The following is a 17,375-nucleotide window of genomic DNA, read 5'->3' as shown; positions in this document are numbered from 1 at the left end:
ACAAGGGCTACTAAATAGTATCATATTCTACGCAGCCCTTGCAATTAATTTTACATTTTTTTCACAAAATTTTGAATTGTTTCCAATGCCCTGTTAGCTAATTGTTCATTTCGTTCTTGCTTATTTTTGATTGTTTGCTCTAGAGGCTTAAACAATCCAAAATTGACATTCATCGGCTGGAAGGTTTTTGCGTTTGTGCTCGTAATATAATGAGCCATACTGCCCATTGCTGTTTCCTCAGGGAATACGAGCGGCTCTTGGCCTTGGGCCAGTCTTGCTGCATTAATGCCAGCTACTAATCCGCTTGCCGCTGATTCCACATAGCCTTCAACACCCGTCATTTGTCCGGCAAAAAATAAGGTTTCTCGTTCTTTAAACTGATAGGTTGGCTTTAAAACCTTAGGTGAATTAATGAACGTATTGCGGTGCATCACGCCATAACGGACAATCTCAGCGTTTTCTAATCCAGGAATCATCCGGATTACTTCTTTTTGCGGACCCCATTTTAGATGGGTTTGGAATCCTACAATATTATATAACGTTCCTGCTGCATCATCTTGTCTAAGCTGAACAACTGCGTATGGACGTTTTCCAGTTTCAGGGTGCTCAAGTCCAACTGGTTTCATTGGGCCGAAAAGCAACGTTTTTTTACCTCGGGCTGCCATTACTTCTATCGGCATACAGCCCTCAAAGTAAATTTCTTTTTCAAATTCTTTTAATGGCACCACTTCTGCTGACACGAGGGCTTCATAAAAACGGTCAAATTCTTCTTCTGTCATCGGACAGTTTAAATAAGCTGCCTCTCCTTTATCATATCTGGATTTCAGATAAACCTTGTTTAAATCGATACTGTCTTTTTCAATAATTGGAGCGGCCGCATCATAAAAATACAAATACTCCTCGCCTGTCAGCTCTTTTAAACGTTGAGACAGACTTGGACTTGTTAATGGCCCTGTTGAAATAACCGTTATTCCTTCCGGGATATCTGTCACTTCTTCAGATATGACTTCGATATTCGGATGTTCCTTTAATGATGTTGTGACATGGTGAGCAAATTCATGCCGGTCTACAGCCAATGCTCCCCCTGCGGGAACGGAACAACGATCTGCAGCAGATACAATCAGTGAATTCAATATTCTCATTTCTTCTTTTATAACTCCAACTGCATTCGTAAGACTATTCGCACGCAATGAGTTACTGCAAACAAGCTCTGCAAATTTATCAGTATGGTGAGCTGGCGTTTGAACTTTGGGTCTCATCTCATATAATTTGACTTGAATGCCTCTATTAGCGAGCTGCCAGGCAGCTTCACTTCCAGCCAAACCTGCACCTACTACATTTACAACTGTCAAAAAACTTCCTCCTTTAGCGAAAAGCAGCACTTATGGTAGAAAAACTGCCAATGGTGGACTACCATCCTGCATTTTACAATACGTTTGAAAAATATAAAAGTTTCACGCATTCACAACTTTACTGCAAAAAGAAAACTCGCCGATTGGCGAGCCTTTGAAAAGGCGAAGACAGAGGCGTAGCTGCACTTATACTCTCTTCCGGAAATTTTCACTTCGCCGAATATGCAACCTTGCTAAAATTTCCAGACTGAAAGTGAAATAAGAGAGTGAGCCCCAAATGCTCACTCCATTACTGTTGCGGTTCCTCTTTATAATCACATTGGGTGCACTGAACCTGCATACCCTTTTTTAATTTCTTTTCTACTAGAAGACCTTCACATTTCGGACATGGCCGGCTAACAGGTTTATCCCAAGATACAAAATCACAATTTGGAAAGCTGTCGCAGCCGTAAAAAATTCTGCGCTTTTTACTCTTTCTTTCAACTATATTTCCTTCATGACACTTAGGACATTTAATTCCAATTTCTTTTACGATAGGTTTTGTATTGCGGCAATCCGGGAAGTTGCTGCATGCCATAAATTTTCCATATCGTCCCATTTTGAAAACCATCGGATGTCCGCATACTTCACAATCTTCACCAGCGGGCTCATCTTTGATTTCGACTTCTTCCATTTCTTTCTCAGCCTTTTGCAAGTCCTTCTCGAAGTCCTTGTAAAAATCATCAATAATTTGAACCCAGTTGACTTTGCCCTCTTCAATCGCATCTAAACTGTTTTCCATGTTAGCTGTAAATTCAACATTTATAATATCAGGAAAGAATTCAGTAATCAAATCAGATACGATTTCCCCAAGCTCGGTCGGGACAAATCTTTTATTTTCTAGAGTTACATAACCCCGTTTTTGAATTGTATCCAGCGTGGGTGCATATGTCGATGGACGTCCGATTCCGAGCTCTTCCAAAGTTTTAACAAGCCGTGCCTCGGTATATCTTGGAGGAGGCTGAGTAAAATGCTGCTTCGGATCAATATCCTTGTACTGAACCACATCTCCTTCTTTTAAATCCGGAAGAAAGTTTTCTTTTTCTTCAACTCCGTCATCGGTTCCTTCTACATAGAGCTTCATGAAACCTGGAAACTTAATTTTGGAACCCGTTGCCCGGAATATTACATCACCGTTCTTTAAATCCACACTCATAGTATCCATAATCGCAGGAGCCATTTGGCTTGCTATAAAACGCTCCCAGATTAATTTATACAACCGTAATTGATCTCTTGATAAATAAGGCTTCAAATCATTAGGCGTTTTTCTCGCACTGGTTGGCCTAATCGCTTCATGTGCATCTTGTGCTTGGGCATTCTTTTTTGGCTCGTTTGTCCCTGGTGATGCATACTCTTTTCCAAAAGTTGAAACGATATAAGAATTTGCCTCACTCTTAGCAGTTTCAGAAATACGGGTCGAATCTGTTCTCATATAGGTAATTAAACCAACGATTCCTTCTTTGCCAAGTTCAATTCCCTCATACAATTGCTGAGCCAGCATCATTGTCTTTTTTGCTCTGAAATTAAGCTTTCTCGCAGCCTCTTGCTGAAGGGAAGATGTTGTAAATGGTGGAGCCGGATTTCTCTTTCTCTCTTTCTTGGTCACACTTTCAACTGTAAAGCTATTTCCCTTTAATTGGTTCAGAATCTCTTCTACTTCTTCCTTCGAACCGAGATTCTTTTTTTCATTCGCAAGTCCATAAAAGCTTGCCTGAAATAAGTCCTTTTCCTTTTTAAACTCGGCATCAATTGTCCAATATTCTTCAGGCTCAAATTTCTGTATTTCCCTCTCACGGTCAAGTATTAAACGAACCGCTACAGATTGCACCCTGCCCGCGCTAAGGCCCTTTTTAACCTTTTTCCATAATAAGGGACTAATGTTATAGCCTACTAACCGATCCAATGCTCTGCGCGCTTGCTGAGCATCGACCAGGTCCATATTTATTGGTCTAGGATGCTTAAATGATTCCTTGATGGCATCCTTAGTGATTTCATTAAATACAACACGGCAGTCCGAGTCTATATCAACATCCAGGCTTTGGGCCAAATGCCAGGCAATGGCTTCCCCTTCACGGTCAGGGTCGGCTGCTAGGTATACTTTCTTAGCTTTTTTAGCTGCTGCCTTCAATTCTTTTAATACTGGCCCTTTTCCTCTAATGGTAATATATTTTAGTTCGTAATTATTTTTAGTGTCCACACCCATTTGACTTCTTGGGAAGTCACGGACATGGCCCATCGAAGCTTTTACTTTATATTTTTTTCCTAAATAACGTTCAATCGTTTTTGCCTTTGCAGGCGATTCTACGATGACGAGAAAATCTGACATGAACATCCTCCTTAAGGAGAGGTCTTCCCCTAAAACCTTTATACTTTCGTGTTTGTTAAATCTTCCATACATATTATAGACCGTTTTTTTATTTGTCAATGGGAAACCGATTTTGACTGATGCCAAATTTAATCGAAATCCTCGAAAATTGCAAGCTCCCCAGCTCGAATCTTGCGAATTTTTTATACAATTTCAAAAGGTTATTTTTTACTGGAATTCCTTTATTTATCGGCTTTTCATAATGAAGAATATTAATTTCTGTAGGCTATCATTTATACTAGACAAGTTGTTGAAATTTGCTAAAAAAATTTTTAAAACTTTGATATAAAATTTTAGCAAACAAGTAAATTGACTTCGTAAAAATTTTTAGTTATAAAATACGACTGGCAAGAGACACGAGCCAAGTATGGCCAGTGGAAGATGCGTTTCGAGCGAAAAGTCCAGCTAGATATTGCCTGCGTCAAGCTGAAAAATTGCTGGCCAAGTTTTCTTATAAAAAGGGGGTTAATTCTTCTAATACATCGTCAGGATGAGCAACCAGTTTTGCTCCTTCTTTAATTAAACGATGTGGACCTTCTGAATTAGGGTGGAGAATCTGACCGGGGACTGCAAATACTTCTCTTCCTTGCTCTAGAGCACTATACGCAGTTATGAGAGAGCCGCTTTTGTATTTCCCTTCTATTATAAGTGTACCCACAGATAATCCGCTTATGATTCGATTTCGGGCGGGAAAATGCCATTTTTGCGGTGATTCTGGCGGCGTGTATTCGGAAACCAGCAAATGGTGCATGCTGATATACTCAGATAATTTTTTATTCTCTGCCGGATATGTGTGATCAAACCCATTCCCTAATACTGCAATCGTCTGCCCGCCAGATTGAATCGCTGTTTCATGGGCAAATCGGTCTATGCCTTTAGCAAGGCCGCTCACAATTATAAACCCTGCCTCAATGAGCGGCGGAAGCAAGTAATGAAGGACTTTTACCCCATACTCAGTTGGGGTTCGGGAACCTACTACTGCGAGTCTTTTAGAGGATGATTTTAATAGAGAAGGGGTGCCTCTAATATATAAAACAGGAGGAGAGTCTGATAGTTCTTTCAAGGCTTCTGGGTACTCTTCATCAAAAAGAGTAATGGCTTTTATGTTTTGCTGACTATAGCTTTGTCTTATCTTTTTTTCAAAATAAAGATGGTAATCTTTTTCAATTTCCTTGGTAATAAAAGGAGATGGTTTAATTTTTGGAACGATAGATAGGAGATCATGGTTTGGAAAATATCTCTGATGCAGGAGGATTACTTTGTGCAGGTCGCTAGAGGTCATATGCCTGGAGTGGTGAAGGGCAATTAATTGTTCTTTCATTGAATTCAAAACAAGTATCACCTCAAATTTTATTTAAATAGGGGCGACAGACTTATTGCCCCCCCTATTTTGACAAATCAAAGATTTTTACACTTTTCGTATAAGCCTTTTTCTTTTAACACTTTAATCAGTGTTTCACCCATCACAGATGGCGTGTCAGCTACTTCGATTCCGCACTCATTCATGACTTTAATTTTTTCGTCAGCTGTACCTTTACCTCCCGAAATAATGGCTCCAGCGTGTCCCATACGCTTTCCTGGAGGTGCTGTACGACCGCCGATAAAGCCAACAACAGGCTTCTTCATATTAGCTTTTACCCAACGAGCTGCTTCTTCTTCGGCATTTCCGCCAATTTCACCAATCATGATGACAGCTTCTGTTTCAGGATCTTCATTAAATGCTTTTAAAACATCAATAAAGTTTGTCCCATTCACAGGGTCTCCACCAATCCCAACAGCTGTAGATTGACCAATTCCTGCTTGAGTTAATTGGTGAACCGCTTCATACGTTAATGTACCAGAACGGGAAACAACACCTACATGGCCTTTTCTGTGAATATATCCTGGCATGATACCAATTTTACATTCTTCAGGTGTGATGACTCCCGGACAGTTTGGCCCGACTAAACGGGTTTTCTTCCCTTCCATGTAACGCTTAACTTTCACCATATCCAGAACTGGAATATGCTCTGTAATACAAATGGTAAGATCTAATTCAGCATCGACTGCTTCCATGATTGCATCAGCAGCAAATGGGGCTGGAACATAAATAACGGAAGCAGTTGCACCTGTTGCTTTAACAGCTTCTTCAACTGTATTAAATACAGGAACACCTTCTACTTCAGTACCGCCTTTGCCAGGTGTAACTCCACCAACGATTTTCGTGCCATATTCAAGCATTTGCTTTGTATGGAAAAGGGCTGTTGATCCCGTAATCCCTTGAACGATTACTTTCGTGTCTTTATTTATAAATACGCTCACTTTACTCCCGCCTTTCTTAGCTTCGTGTGAAATCTCAAAGAATTTTCAGTTCCCACTTATGCTGGATAAAAACTCAAGATTTAGGTTTCATCTATCGCATAAGTGCAACCGCGTCTCTGTCTTCGCCTCTCGGCTTGCCACTCGACGGGTTTTCTTTATTGCACCTGTGCCACGATTTTTTGTGCGCCGTCTGCCATTGATTCAGCAGCGATAATGTTTAAACCGCTTTCGTTTAAGATCTTTTTGCCTTCATTTACATTGGTACCTTCTAAACGAACAACAAGCGGTACCTGCAACCCAACTTGCTTAGCTGCTTCCACTACACCTGTAGCAATAACGTCACACTTCATGATGCCTCCAAAAATGTTAACGAAAATTCCTTTTACATTTTTATCGGAAAGGATAATTTTGAAAGCTTCTGTAACTTTCTCAGCTGTCGCACCGCCTCCCACATCAAGGAAGTTAGCAGGATCGCCGCCATAGTGCTTAATGATATCCATAGTTGCCATTGCTAGTCCGGCTCCGTTTACCATACAGCCAATATTTCCGTTTAAAGAAATGTAGCTTAGGTCATATTTAGATGCTTCGATTTCTTTTGGATCTTCTTCATCAAGATCACGATATTCTACGATATCCTTATGACGGTATAAGGCATTAGAATCAAAGTTTAACTTTGCATCCAGCGCCATTACTTTTCCGTCACCTGTTGTGACTAACGGATTAATTTCAGCAATTGAGCAATCCTTTTCAACAAATACTTGATATAGTCCAAGCATAAATTTAACTGCCTGGTTCACTAGCTCTTTAGGAATGTTAATGTTAAAGGCAATTCGACGTGCTTGGAAAGGTGTAAGCCCGACCACGGGATCGATGTACTCTTTAAAGATTTTTTCTGGCGTTTTTTCAGCAACTTCTTCAATTTCGGTTCCGCCTTCTTCAGATGCCATTAATACGACTCTTGAAGAATCACGGTCCAATACCAATCCTACATAAAATTCTTTTTGAATATCGCAGCCTTCTTCAATAAGCAAGCGTTTAACTTCCTTACCTTCTGGCCCGGTTTGATGAGTTACTAATGTTTTACCTAGGAGCTCCTCAGCATATGTACGGACCTCATCAAGACTTTTAGCGATTTTTACGCCGCCTGCTTTACCACGGCCGCCTGCATGGATTTGAGCCTTGACAACGGTTATATTGGTACCTAATTCTTTTGCAGCTTCAACAGCTTCCTCAGCTGTAAACGCTACACGGCCATTTGGTACAGATACCCCATATTTTCTAAGGATTTCCTTACCTTGGTATTCATGGATATTCATATCCAGTCCTCCTAACGTCTTACGTGTAATGACTGCCGTTTTCATTTTATAAAATGATAGAATGGATGTCTACCTATAAAGTTTGAAATGGAACTTTTATTCCGGATCCCAAACAATTTTTTAGGTGTGACATCCCTTTTATTCCTTCTTTTTTTGCTGCTGGTCGACCCGATATATGAATGCAAAAACCTCGGCCACCGCTTCATATAATTCCTCTGGAATCGCCGTATTAATATCTAATTGTCCTAATAAACTGAGCAAGATTGGATCTTCTTGTACAGGTACTTGGTGCTCTTTGGCGGCTGCCAAGATATTTTCTGCGATCTTCCCCTTCCCTTTTGCCACTACGATTGGTGATGCATGCCGGTTCTGGTCATATTTTAGTGCCACAGCCTCTACTCTTTTTTCCTTCGTCATATCCGGATATCCACTTTCGATTTTGGCTGCAGCAATTGATAGAGAGGAGTTAACTTATTTTTCTCCTCCTCAGACACATTTTGAAACTGAATCGATGATACATGAAACCCAAGCTGCTTCATCCCAAGCTTAAATGCATCTATGATCTCACCGCTTGGTGCCTCAAAGTTTTCGATTGTATGAAAAACATGAAGAGACGATATTCGATTTTGCACCTGCAAATCCAGAATTGTTTCGCCAAGCTTTTCTAAATGAAGATGAAAAAGAATCCGGCAGTGAGACGAATCTATTTTGCCATTCTTCGTTTTATTCCCGCTCCAGCTAATCTCTGCATCTTTTAATTGATGCAATAGAGGGAGCGGCAGTTTGATTAGTAAATGAATCATATTTCCGATATCGGAACTAATAAGCTTCTGCCCATGCAAATGCGAAATTAATTCTTGCACCGATTGCTTTTGCGCGGATTTCCCCTGCTCTTGGAACTGTAATAGAATTGATTTAAGAGATTCCAACCCTTCAGACCTTTGCCCCGCTAATTCAGCCTCAAAATTGATGCCTAAAGCTTTGATTCCTTTTTTTATTTCAGAAGCTATTTCTGTTCTGATTAATTGGAGAAAATCCTCCTCAATGGTTTGAAACTGATGAATCTGTTGTTCTCTGCTATTGCTGATGACTGACAAAGCATATTTTCCAAGTCCCGAAAGAATAGGAGTATCAGATTGCAGTTTCATTTCGTGTTTCAGCATGTTCTCGATTTTTTCCAGTGTTAAAGGTATATTAGATCCTGTTTGCAGGAGCCTTGCTTCCGTTGCGTTGATTTCAACAAGAAGTTTTCCTGACTGAGGGTCAGACCCCATTAACAATTGCTGGAATTGATTCAACAGCTGCTTTGCCATTTCGTGATATTTCGTCAGAGATGAAAAAGCCAGCTCAGCTATCCTGTAACCAATCTTAGTCTCTAGAGGTCTCATTAAATTTTGAATCGTTTCATGTTGCGGGCTTATGGATAAAGTCTGAAGCAAAGTGGATACATCTTTACCGGAATATAAAGCAGAAAGACTTTGAAAAATTGTTTTTGAAAAGGGAAGGTTGGCCCGGGACATAAATTCAATAATCTGAAAATCCTGTTTTTTCATAGAAGACTGCCCTAACCACTCTAGAGCTGTTCTAAGCTTGTTACTGCCGAGCTCTAGCCATTCATCATGAACTGCCAGGTTTATGAGTCTATGCTCCCAGCTGTCCTTTTGAATGCCAAATTGCCTGGTTAACTGGCTAATCAATGTAGCTTTTATTGTTTCTTCATTTCCTGTAGTTGTCTGAACATGTTTTAAGAGAATCTCACTATTTGCTAATTGAATTTGAAATAGATAAGATTTCCCTGCTTCTAATGGAGAGAGGAGTTTAGCTTCCATTTTTTCGCCATTTATGACAATCACTGCTCTTCCATTATTTTCGATCTGTAAAAGCTTCGCATGAATCAAATCTCCTGCTTTGAGAGGTAACTGATTTGAAATTAAAGCTGTACCTAGTCTCGAAATAGCGCTCACTATTTTCACCTCCACTAGAAACTTTAAGAACGTACGTTAGAGAATTGATGCTGTTTTGTATCTTTCGATTTACAGAAACTCCTTTACAGGCGCAAAGCTTCTCCGGTGCTCTGAAATAACACCGTGCCGCCGAATTGCCTCGATATGTTCTGCAGTTCCATAGCCTTTATGTTTATCAAAACCATAGCCTGGAAATTTTTGCTCCATTTCAGTCATATACCGATCTCTCGTTACCTTTGCCACAATCGAAGCGGCGGCAATTGAAATACTTTTCGCATCCCCTTTAATAATAGACTCAGATGGATACGGTGTCGTTAAAGGCATCGCATCTATTAATAAAAAATCTGGCTGCAGCCCCAGACTGCGAACGGCTTCTAGCATCGCTTTCTGAGAAGCCCGATAAATATTAATCTGATCAATTTCATAGGAATGGATTATCCCTACTCCAATCGCGATTGAGGATTTGTAAATCAAATCAAACAGCTCTTCTCTTTTTGCCTCCGTTAACTGCTTAGAATCATTTAATCCTGGTATGTACACTTTTTCTTTTAAGATAACAGCAGCTGCAACCACTGGACCTGCAATAGGTCCGCGGCCAGCTTCGTCAATTCCGGCAATCATGTGATACCCTTGCTTTCTATAATACCTTTCATAGGATGATAGCTTTTTAAAATGAGCCTTCTCCTGTTTTTCTTTTTCAATTCGTTTTATAAACCCTTCTAAAAGGTTTTGAACTCCTTTTCTAGAATCGTTTTGAAGTTCTTTTATGAATGGATCATCGAGACTTGAAGTTTGGTCTAACTGTCTTTTTATCTCCTTTATGGTACGTTGCATATTTAGCACCTACTATCCTTTTATACTGCCTATATCGACCTTCAGATAAAAAAGTAAAGACCCGTGCGAAGGGCCTTAAGTCCTAATCTATTCAGGTATCTCAAATGATAAGGGTCCTAGTTTTCCATTTCTTATTTCTTGAAGAACAATTTCAGCTACGCGATCCCAATCAACATCGCCGCCAGAAACAATACAGCCCCGCTTTCTGCCAATCTGATCAAACAGTTCGGCCATATCCTCTGAAATCGCAGGAAGCTTATATCTCTCCTTAAGTCGATCAGGATAATGTTCCCCTAAATATTTTAAGGCATACGCCGCTATGTCTTGCAGCGGCAGAATCGTATCTTTAATCGCTCCAGTTACAGCCAGGCGGTATCCTACCAGTTGGTCCTCGAATTTTGGCCAAAGAATCCCTGGCGTATCTAGCAATTCAAAATCTTTTCCAGATTTAATCCAGCTTTGAGCTTTCGTAACCCCTGGGGTGTTTCCTGTTTTCGCGATATTTTTCCCGGCAAGCTGATTAATGAATGACGATTTCCCTACGTTCGGGATGCCTATAATCAGTGCACGGATGGCTCGGGGCGTGACCCCCTTTTCACGAAGAGCCTCGTGTTTATCCTTCATCAAATGTTTTGCCTGCTGAATCACTTTTTTCACATCCGCGGATTTATGAGCGTTGATAGCAAGCACACTTATATCCTTTTCTTCAAAATACTCAATCCATTCTTTCGTTACAGCTGAATCCGCTAAATCACTCTTATTTAAAAGAATGAGTCGCCGCTTTTGATGAGCAATTTCATTTACCATCGGATTTCGTGATGATAATGGGATTCTTGCATCCACAATTTCAATCACAATATCCACTAGTTTTATTTTTTCTAAAATTTGTCTTTTTGCCTTAGCCATATGGCCCGGATACCATTGAATGGTCATTTTCTATGTACACTCACTCTCGTCTTACTTCAAAGTTTGCCTTTATTATTTGACAAATCCTATATCTTCAAACGGCCAAAATACGAAACTCGTTTTTCCAAGAATTTTATCAAAAGGAACTGCTCCAATATGACGGCTATCCTTACTGAATCTTCGATTATCCCCCATGACAAACACATGTCCTTCTGGAACAGTTTCGCGGCCAATCACATCCTCTAACGTAAAGGAGAACGTTAAAGGGCCCGATAATTCGGCTTTTTTAAACTCCTCTAAATAGGGTTCATCGTACGGTTTTCCATTAATATATAGAACATCATTTTTATACTCAATCCTGTCCCCTGGCAGACCAATTACACGTTTTATGTAATCTCTTCCTTCCGGTGCCTGAAACACGATAATATCGAAGCGTTCAGGACTGCCGAATTTATAACTGAACTTATTCACTATCATCCGATCATGATCTTCTAGTGTAGGCTTCATAGAAAAACCATCCACAATGATTGGAGCAAAGAAAAATTGACGGATAATGATAGCTAGACCAATAGCTATTAAAAATGCCTTTATCCATTCCCATATTTCATTTTTTTTCCTTTTTGATTGTTCCATCCCGATACCTCGCCCTATTCCAGCTTCCTTTTTTATTGTACTAAACAATTCCACATATCTCTACAATAGAAGATGGAAAGTAGGGAAAAATCAACTACTTGGGACATCTGCTTAAAAAGCAACAGGCGAGGAATGCAAAACATTCCTCGCCTGTTAAAGCTTTTATTATCTAATCTCTTTAATTCTTGCAGCTTTACCGCGAAGGTTACGCAGATAGTAAAGTTTTGCACGACGAACTTTACCGCGACGAACCACTTCAAGCTTCGCAATTTTTGGTGTGTGTACTGGGAAAGTACGTTCAACACCAACACCATAAGAAACTTTACGTACTGTAAAAGTTTCACTAATTCCGCCACCGCGGCGTTTAATGACGACGCCTTCAAACACCTGAATACGTTCACGTGTTCCCTCGATAACTTTTACGTGTACACGTACAGTATCACCAGGACGGAAATCTGGAAGATCGGTACGAAGCTGATCCTTCGTAATTTCGTGAATAATTGGATGCATGATCTTCAACTCCTTCTACAGATGCTCTTACAATTCTCATTGATCGCAGCGGAACATCGTATTCGCTGACCCAACAGACGATTTCTGTCTAAGTCACAACTGCTATCTTACCATATTCAACTATCGATTTCAATACAATCTATTGTCTTTTCAATTCTTCTAACCACTTTTTCTGTTTTTCTGAAAGGCTTGCTTTCTCAAGTAACTCAGGACGGCGCTTATAGGTTCGAAGCAGAGACTCCTTTTCCCGCCATTCCTCTATTTTTTCATGATGGCCAGACGTTAGTACTTCTGGAACCTTCATACCTCTAAAATCCGCCGGCCGTGTATAATGGGGATGCTCAAGCAAACCACATTTTGAAAAAGAATCCTCTAACGGAGATTGCTCATTGCCTAGGACACCGGGCAGAAGTCTGACTACACTATCAATAATCACCATCGCAGCCAGCTCTCCGCCCGTCAGAACATAGTCTCCAATCGAAATTTCATCAGTAACCAAGTGTTCTCGAATTCTTTCATCATACCCTTCATAATGCCCGCAAATAAAAAGAAGATGCTTCTCTTTTGCTAATTCCTCTGCTTTGCTTTGGGTATAGACCTCTCCCTGAGGACATAGCAAAATGATGCGGGGCTTGGTCTCTCTCGTCAATGCTTCTACCGCATCAAAAATAGGCTGCGGCTTCAATACCATTCCTGCCCCCCCGCCATAGGGATAATCATCGACCGTTTTATGCTTGTTGTCCGCAAATTCTCTAAAATTCGTAACATGGTAGGATACGGCCTTTTGTTCGCTCGCTTTTTTTAAGATAGAAGACTCAAATACGCCTGTAAACATTTCAGGGAAGAGAGAAAGAACATCAATTCTCATTAATCTAGCAGCCCTTCCATTGGAGTTATGGTAATTTTCTTTTCTTTTATATCAATTGATTGAACGACATCCTCAATATATGGAATATAATATTCCTTTCGATTTCCTTTGACAACCCAAACATCGTTGGCACCAGGTGTTAGGATCTCTTTAATTTTTCCAATTTTTTCGCCGCTATCCGTAAATACTTCACACCCTATGATTTCATGGAAGTAAAATTCACCCTCATCCAAGCTTAAAAGCTGCTCCTCCTTGATTTTTAGAAGACCGCCTTTCAACGGTTCTGCAGCTTCGATTGAATCGTATCCCTCAAACGTTAATAAATCGAAGCCCTTATGAGATCGATGGCTTTTTACTGTAAGAGGAATTGGTCGATTTGCTTCCTTTTCAGAGAAAAAATATAAAGTATTACCTGATCGGTATCTTTCATCTGCAAAGTCGGTGCGGGACATAACCCTCACTTCTCCGCGCAAACCATGAGTATTTACGATTTTTCCAACATTAAACCATCTATCCATAAATCGGTCACCCTTTACGTATTTCTTTTACGATTCCATTTTCCACAATAATTTCCTTAACGACCTCATCCCAGTGATCGCCTTCATTAATTTCGAGAACCGCTTCAACCTCCGACTCTTTAATCTCCGTCCCCAGCGGTACGATTTCGAGCTGCTCCAATTGAAACTCGATGGTTTTTAGTTTAGCTTCTCTTCGTTCAATTTCCTTTTGAAAACTGGTGCGTAAAGCATTCGTTTGTGATTTTGCCGAACGTTCTGCTTTTTTCAGTTCAAATAAAAGCTGCTCGCACTCCTTTTTCAGCTGAGCACCTTCCATTTGTAGTTTGTGCGATATGTTCTTTTTACTTTCTTCCGTCAGCACTTGCTTTACAGATATCTTTCTAATAATTTTCATTTAAATGACTCCTCTTCATTTTGAAATTGGACAAGGAGCTTTTTATTCCAAAAAGAAAGCAGCAAGGTGCAATAACTCTATTATGTACAAAAAAGGAGGGTAGTGTCCCCTCCCTCCTTTTAATCGACGATATCAACATAGACTTTTTTGGATTCGTCTTGCTTCGCTGCAGCGGCAGCATAAACAACCGTACGAATCGCTTTAGCTACGCGCCCTTGCTTTCCTATTACTTTCCCGATGTCATTCTTGTTGACAGAAAGCTTGTAGGTAACGCTATTCTTTTCTTCCACAACATCAACACGAACATCTTCCGGAAATTCGACAAGGGGCTTGACAATCGTTTCAATGAGCTCTTTCATAGGCCCTCTTATTTACCGTATTTCAGGTTGTGGAATTTTTCCAAGATACCTTGTTGTGAGAATAGATTACGAACTGTATCAGATGGCTTCGCACCTGTTTGCAGCCATTTAAGAGCAAGCTCTTCGTTAATTTTTACTTCTGCAGGCTGGCTGACAGGATTGTAAGTTCCAATTGTTTCAATAGAACGTCCATCACGAGGAGAACGAGAATCTGCTACAACAATACGATAGAAAGGAGATTTTTTAGCTCCCATACGCTTTAAACGAATTTTAACTGCCATAATTAATAGCACCTCCGAATAGTTTCACACAAGATAGTATAATATCAAATAGATTTTAGGTTGTAAAGTGTTTTTTCTTTACATCGTATTTTTGGCGGAAATTCCCTTTGTTTTTTACATAAACGGAAATTTAAATCCGCCTTTTTTCTTGCCTTTGGTCATGCTTGTCATTTGTTTCATCATTTTTTTCATTTCATCGAATTGTTTCAGAAGACGGTTTACCTCAGGGACGGTTGTACCGCTTCCTGCCGCAATCCGTTTACGGCGGCTCGCGTTAATGATAGAAGGATCTTCTTTTTCCTTTTTTGTCATAGACCGGATAATCGCTTCTACCTTACCAATCTGCTTTTCATCGACTTGAAGGTTTTTCATGCCCTTCATTTTATTGGCACCTGGAATCATATTGAGAAGATCATCCAACGGTCCCATTTTTCGAACTTGTCCAAGCTGCTCAAGAAAATCATCAAGCGTAATCGATTGGGTTTTAATTTTTTCTTGCAGTTCCTTTGCCTTTTCGGCGTCGACTGTTTCCTGAGCTTTTTCAATTAAGGAAAGAACGTCTCCCATCCCTAGGATTCTTGACGCCATCCGCTCTGGATGGAACGGTTCTAGGGCGTCTAATTTTTCTCCCAATCCGGCAAACTTAATCGGTTTTTCCGTCACGGCTCGAATCGATAATGCAGCACCGCCGCGTGTGTCTCCGTCAAGCTTGGTTAGTACCACTCCTGTAATGCCGAGCTGCTCATTAAAGCTTTGCGCAACGTTAACGGCATCCTGCCCTGTCATCGCATCGACAACCAGCAGAATTTCGTCAGGCTTCGCCACTTCCTTAATTTGCTTCAGCTCATCCATTAGCGTTTCATCAATGTGCAAGCGTCCTGCTGTATCTATTAAGACATAGTCATGGTGCTCTTCTTTAGCCTTCTCAATCGCTTGCTTCGCGATTTCAACAGGACTTACTTGGTCACCTAATGAAAAAACAGGCATTGATAGCTGCTTTCCGAGCGTCTCTAGCTGTTTAATGGCAGCCGGACGGTAAATATCAGCAGCGGCCATAAGCGGTTTACGGTTATATTTTTTTCTTAAAAGGTTGGCTAGCTTACCTGTTGTCGTTGTTTTACCGGCACCCTGGAGACCTACCATCATAATGACAGTTGGAGGTCTTGAGCTCACCGCGATTTTACTCTGCTCTCCACCCATTAAGCTGGTTAATTCTTCTTTAACCACTTTAATAACCTGCTGACCAGGCGACAGACTTTTCATAACTTCTTGTCCAACCGCCCGTTCACTGACACGCTTGACAAAGTCTTTTACAACTTTAAAATTAACGTCTGCTTCTAGTAAAGCAAGACGGACATCCCTCATCATTTCTTTAACGTCCGCTTCTGATACCTTACCCTTTCCTCTAATCTTCTGGATGGTGTTCTGCAGACGTTCCGATAGTCCTTCAAAGGCCATACAAAGTGCCCCCTTACTCTAAATTTTCAAGAGCTTGTATTGGCTTTAACAATGCTTCCTTGTTGCCTTCACCTGCTTCAATCAGCTCCCTTAACTCTTTCAGAAGCTTCGAACGCTCTTGAAATTTCTGCAGCAGCAACAATTTTTCTTCATACTCCTCAAGCATCGCCTCAGTCCTCTTTATATTATCATAAACAGCCTGACGACTGATTTGATACTCCTCTGCGATTTCACCAAGAGAAAAATCATCTAGGTAGTAAAGAGACATATAGTTTCGTTGCTTTGGGGTTAATAGCGCCTGATAAAAATCATATAAATAATTCATTCTAGTTGTCTTTTCAAGCATATAAGCGCCCCCTTGTTAAGTGAAAAGACTTTACATTAAGAATACTGGAGGAATAGGGGATTGTCAAGGTTGACGGGGGGCGGGGGGGTACGGGGTGTGCTGCCGAGAGTTTCTGGTGCGCTACCGAGAGTAAATCACCCGCTACCGTGAGTAAATCACCCGCTACCGTGAGTAAATCACCCGCTACCGAGACTAAATTCTGCGCTACCGAGAGTAAATCACCCGCTACCGAGAGTAAATCCCGCACTACCGAGAGTAAATCACCCGCTACCGTGAGTAAATCCCGCACTACCGAGAGTAAATCACCCGCTACCGAGAGTAAATTCCGTTACCGAGAGTAAATCACCCGCTACCGAGAGTAAATCACCCGCTACCGTGAGTAAATCACCCGCTACCGAGAGTAAATCCCCGTTACCGAGAGTAAATCACCCGCTACCGAGAGTAAATCCCGCACTACCGAGAGTAAATCACCCGCTACCGAGAGTAAATCCATTTCTACCGAGAGTAAATCCATTTCTACCGGTAGTAAATCCTTCTCTACTGGAAATAACCCCCTCGCTACGGGTAACAATCTCCTTCCTACTGGTCATAACGTCCTCCCTACCGGCTAAAACCCCCTCCCTTCTTTTTAAAAGCCTCCCTCGAACGCATTTATCAACCGATATTTACCTTTCATCAACGAATTTCACGCAAATATCAACGATTCATGTGATTTATCAACGGATTTGCTCCACTTATCAATAAATTCTGGCTTTTATCAACGAATTCATTATAAATCAACAATTCACACGCTTTTATCAATGAATTCGGGTTGGCCCCCTAATTTTGGACACGAGCTTTCGTTTTCTCGAGTTTTCTTAGTTTCTTGTTTTAAGTCAACCTTCTTCACCTCTTGGCATTATAAGTGATGTCACTACAGCGTCAAGCCCAC

At 40.8% G+C, this 17,375-nt stretch carries 18 protein-coding genes; all 18 read right to left on the bottom strand.

Annotated features, from left to right (window positions below):
- Positions 1-50: 50 nt before the first annotated feature.
- Complete coding sequence (gene trmFO, locus MLE14_RS01040) at positions 51-1,352, bottom strand: FADH(2)-oxidizing methylenetetrahydrofolate--tRNA-(uracil(54)-C(5))-methyltransferase TrmFO (protein ID WP_243296386.1); 1,302 nt, start codon at positions 1,350-1,352, stop codon at positions 51-53.
- Positions 1,353-1,641: 289 nt separating this feature from the next.
- The gene (topA, locus tag MLE14_RS01035) at positions 1,642-3,717 is read right to left on the bottom strand and encodes a type I DNA topoisomerase (protein ID WP_243296385.1); all 2,076 of its coding nucleotides are present in this window, start codon (positions 3,715-3,717) and stop codon (positions 1,642-1,644) included.
- A 490-nt stretch (positions 3,718-4,207) separates the two neighbouring features.
- Entirely contained in the window at positions 4,208-5,077 is an 870-nt protein-coding gene (dprA, locus tag MLE14_RS01030) for a DNA-processing protein DprA (RefSeq protein ID WP_243296567.1), read from the bottom strand.
- A gap of 77 nt (positions 5,078-5,154) precedes the next feature.
- Entirely contained in the window at positions 5,155-6,057 is a 903-nt protein-coding gene (gene sucD, locus MLE14_RS01025; protein ID WP_243296384.1) for a succinate--CoA ligase subunit alpha, read from the bottom strand.
- Between the two features lie 155 nt (positions 6,058-6,212).
- Entirely contained in the window at positions 6,213-7,373 is a 1,161-nt protein-coding gene (gene sucC, locus MLE14_RS01020) for an ADP-forming succinate--CoA ligase subunit beta (protein ID WP_243296383.1), read from the bottom strand.
- Positions 7,374-7,511: 138 nt separating this feature from the next.
- A complete protein-coding gene (locus MLE14_RS01015; protein WP_243296382.1) occupies positions 7,512-7,790 on the bottom strand; it encodes an EscU/YscU/HrcU family type III secretion system export apparatus switch protein in 279 nt (92 codons plus the stop codon).
- Positions 7,787-9,337: a hypothetical protein gene (locus tag MLE14_RS01010; protein ID WP_243296381.1), complete on the bottom strand. Its 1,551-nt coding sequence runs from the start codon at positions 9,335-9,337 to the stop codon at positions 7,787-7,789. Before MLE14_RS01010 ends, MLE14_RS01015 begins: the two co-directional genes overlap by 4 nt.
- Positions 9,338-9,406: 69 nt before the next feature.
- Positions 9,407-10,171, bottom strand: a complete 765-nt coding sequence (locus MLE14_RS01005) for a ribonuclease HII (RefSeq protein ID WP_243296380.1) — start codon at positions 10,169-10,171, stop codon at positions 9,407-9,409.
- Between the two features lie 87 nt (positions 10,172-10,258).
- Complete coding sequence (gene ylqF / locus MLE14_RS01000; protein ID WP_243296379.1) at positions 10,259-11,104, bottom strand: ribosome biogenesis GTPase YlqF; 846 nt, start codon at positions 11,102-11,104, stop codon at positions 10,259-10,261.
- 45 nt (positions 11,105-11,149) lie between these two features.
- Complete coding sequence (gene lepB, locus MLE14_RS00995) at positions 11,150-11,710, bottom strand: signal peptidase I (RefSeq protein ID WP_243296378.1); 561 nt, start codon at positions 11,708-11,710, stop codon at positions 11,150-11,152.
- A gap of 165 nt (positions 11,711-11,875) precedes the next feature.
- Entirely contained in the window at positions 11,876-12,220 is a 345-nt protein-coding gene (rplS, locus tag MLE14_RS00990; RefSeq protein ID WP_243296377.1) for a 50S ribosomal protein L19, read from the bottom strand.
- A 139-nt stretch (positions 12,221-12,359) separates the two neighbouring features.
- The gene (gene trmD / locus MLE14_RS00985; protein WP_243296376.1) at positions 12,360-13,088 is read right to left on the bottom strand and encodes a tRNA (guanosine(37)-N1)-methyltransferase TrmD; all 729 of its coding nucleotides are present in this window, start codon (positions 13,086-13,088) and stop codon (positions 12,360-12,362) included.
- The gene (rimM, locus tag MLE14_RS00980) at positions 13,088-13,606 is read right to left on the bottom strand and encodes a ribosome maturation factor RimM (RefSeq protein WP_243296375.1); all 519 of its coding nucleotides are present in this window, start codon (positions 13,604-13,606) and stop codon (positions 13,088-13,090) included. Before rimM ends, trmD begins: the two co-directional genes overlap by 1 nt.
- Before the next feature lie 7 nt (positions 13,607-13,613).
- Positions 13,614-14,000, bottom strand: coding sequence for a YlqD family protein (locus MLE14_RS00975; protein WP_243296374.1), 387 nt, complete (start codon positions 13,998-14,000; stop codon positions 13,614-13,616).
- Between the two features lie 119 nt (positions 14,001-14,119).
- Positions 14,120-14,359 (bottom strand): KH domain-containing protein, encoded by a 240-nt coding sequence (locus MLE14_RS00970; RefSeq protein WP_243296373.1) that lies wholly within the window; start codon positions 14,357-14,359, stop codon positions 14,120-14,122.
- 8 nt (positions 14,360-14,367) lie between these two features.
- Complete coding sequence (gene rpsP, locus MLE14_RS00965; RefSeq protein WP_243296372.1) at positions 14,368-14,640, bottom strand: 30S ribosomal protein S16; 273 nt, start codon at positions 14,638-14,640, stop codon at positions 14,368-14,370.
- Positions 14,641-14,754: 114 nt separating this feature from the next.
- Positions 14,755-16,098, bottom strand: a complete 1,344-nt coding sequence (gene ffh / locus MLE14_RS00960) for a signal recognition particle protein (protein WP_243296371.1) — start codon at positions 16,096-16,098, stop codon at positions 14,755-14,757.
- 13 nt (positions 16,099-16,111) lie between these two features.
- Positions 16,112-16,444 (bottom strand): putative DNA-binding protein, encoded by a 333-nt coding sequence (locus MLE14_RS00955; protein WP_243296370.1) that lies wholly within the window; start codon positions 16,442-16,444, stop codon positions 16,112-16,114.
- Positions 16,445-17,375 lie beyond the last annotated feature (931 nt).

This window comes from Bacillus litorisediminis (genome assembly GCF_022808645.1).
Classification (GTDB): Bacteria; Bacillota; Bacilli; order Bacillales; family JC228; genus Bacillus_BF; species Bacillus_BF litorisediminis.
The sequence above is the reverse complement of the archived record's forward strand: the minus strand, read 5'-3'. Positions and strand labels throughout refer to the sequence as shown.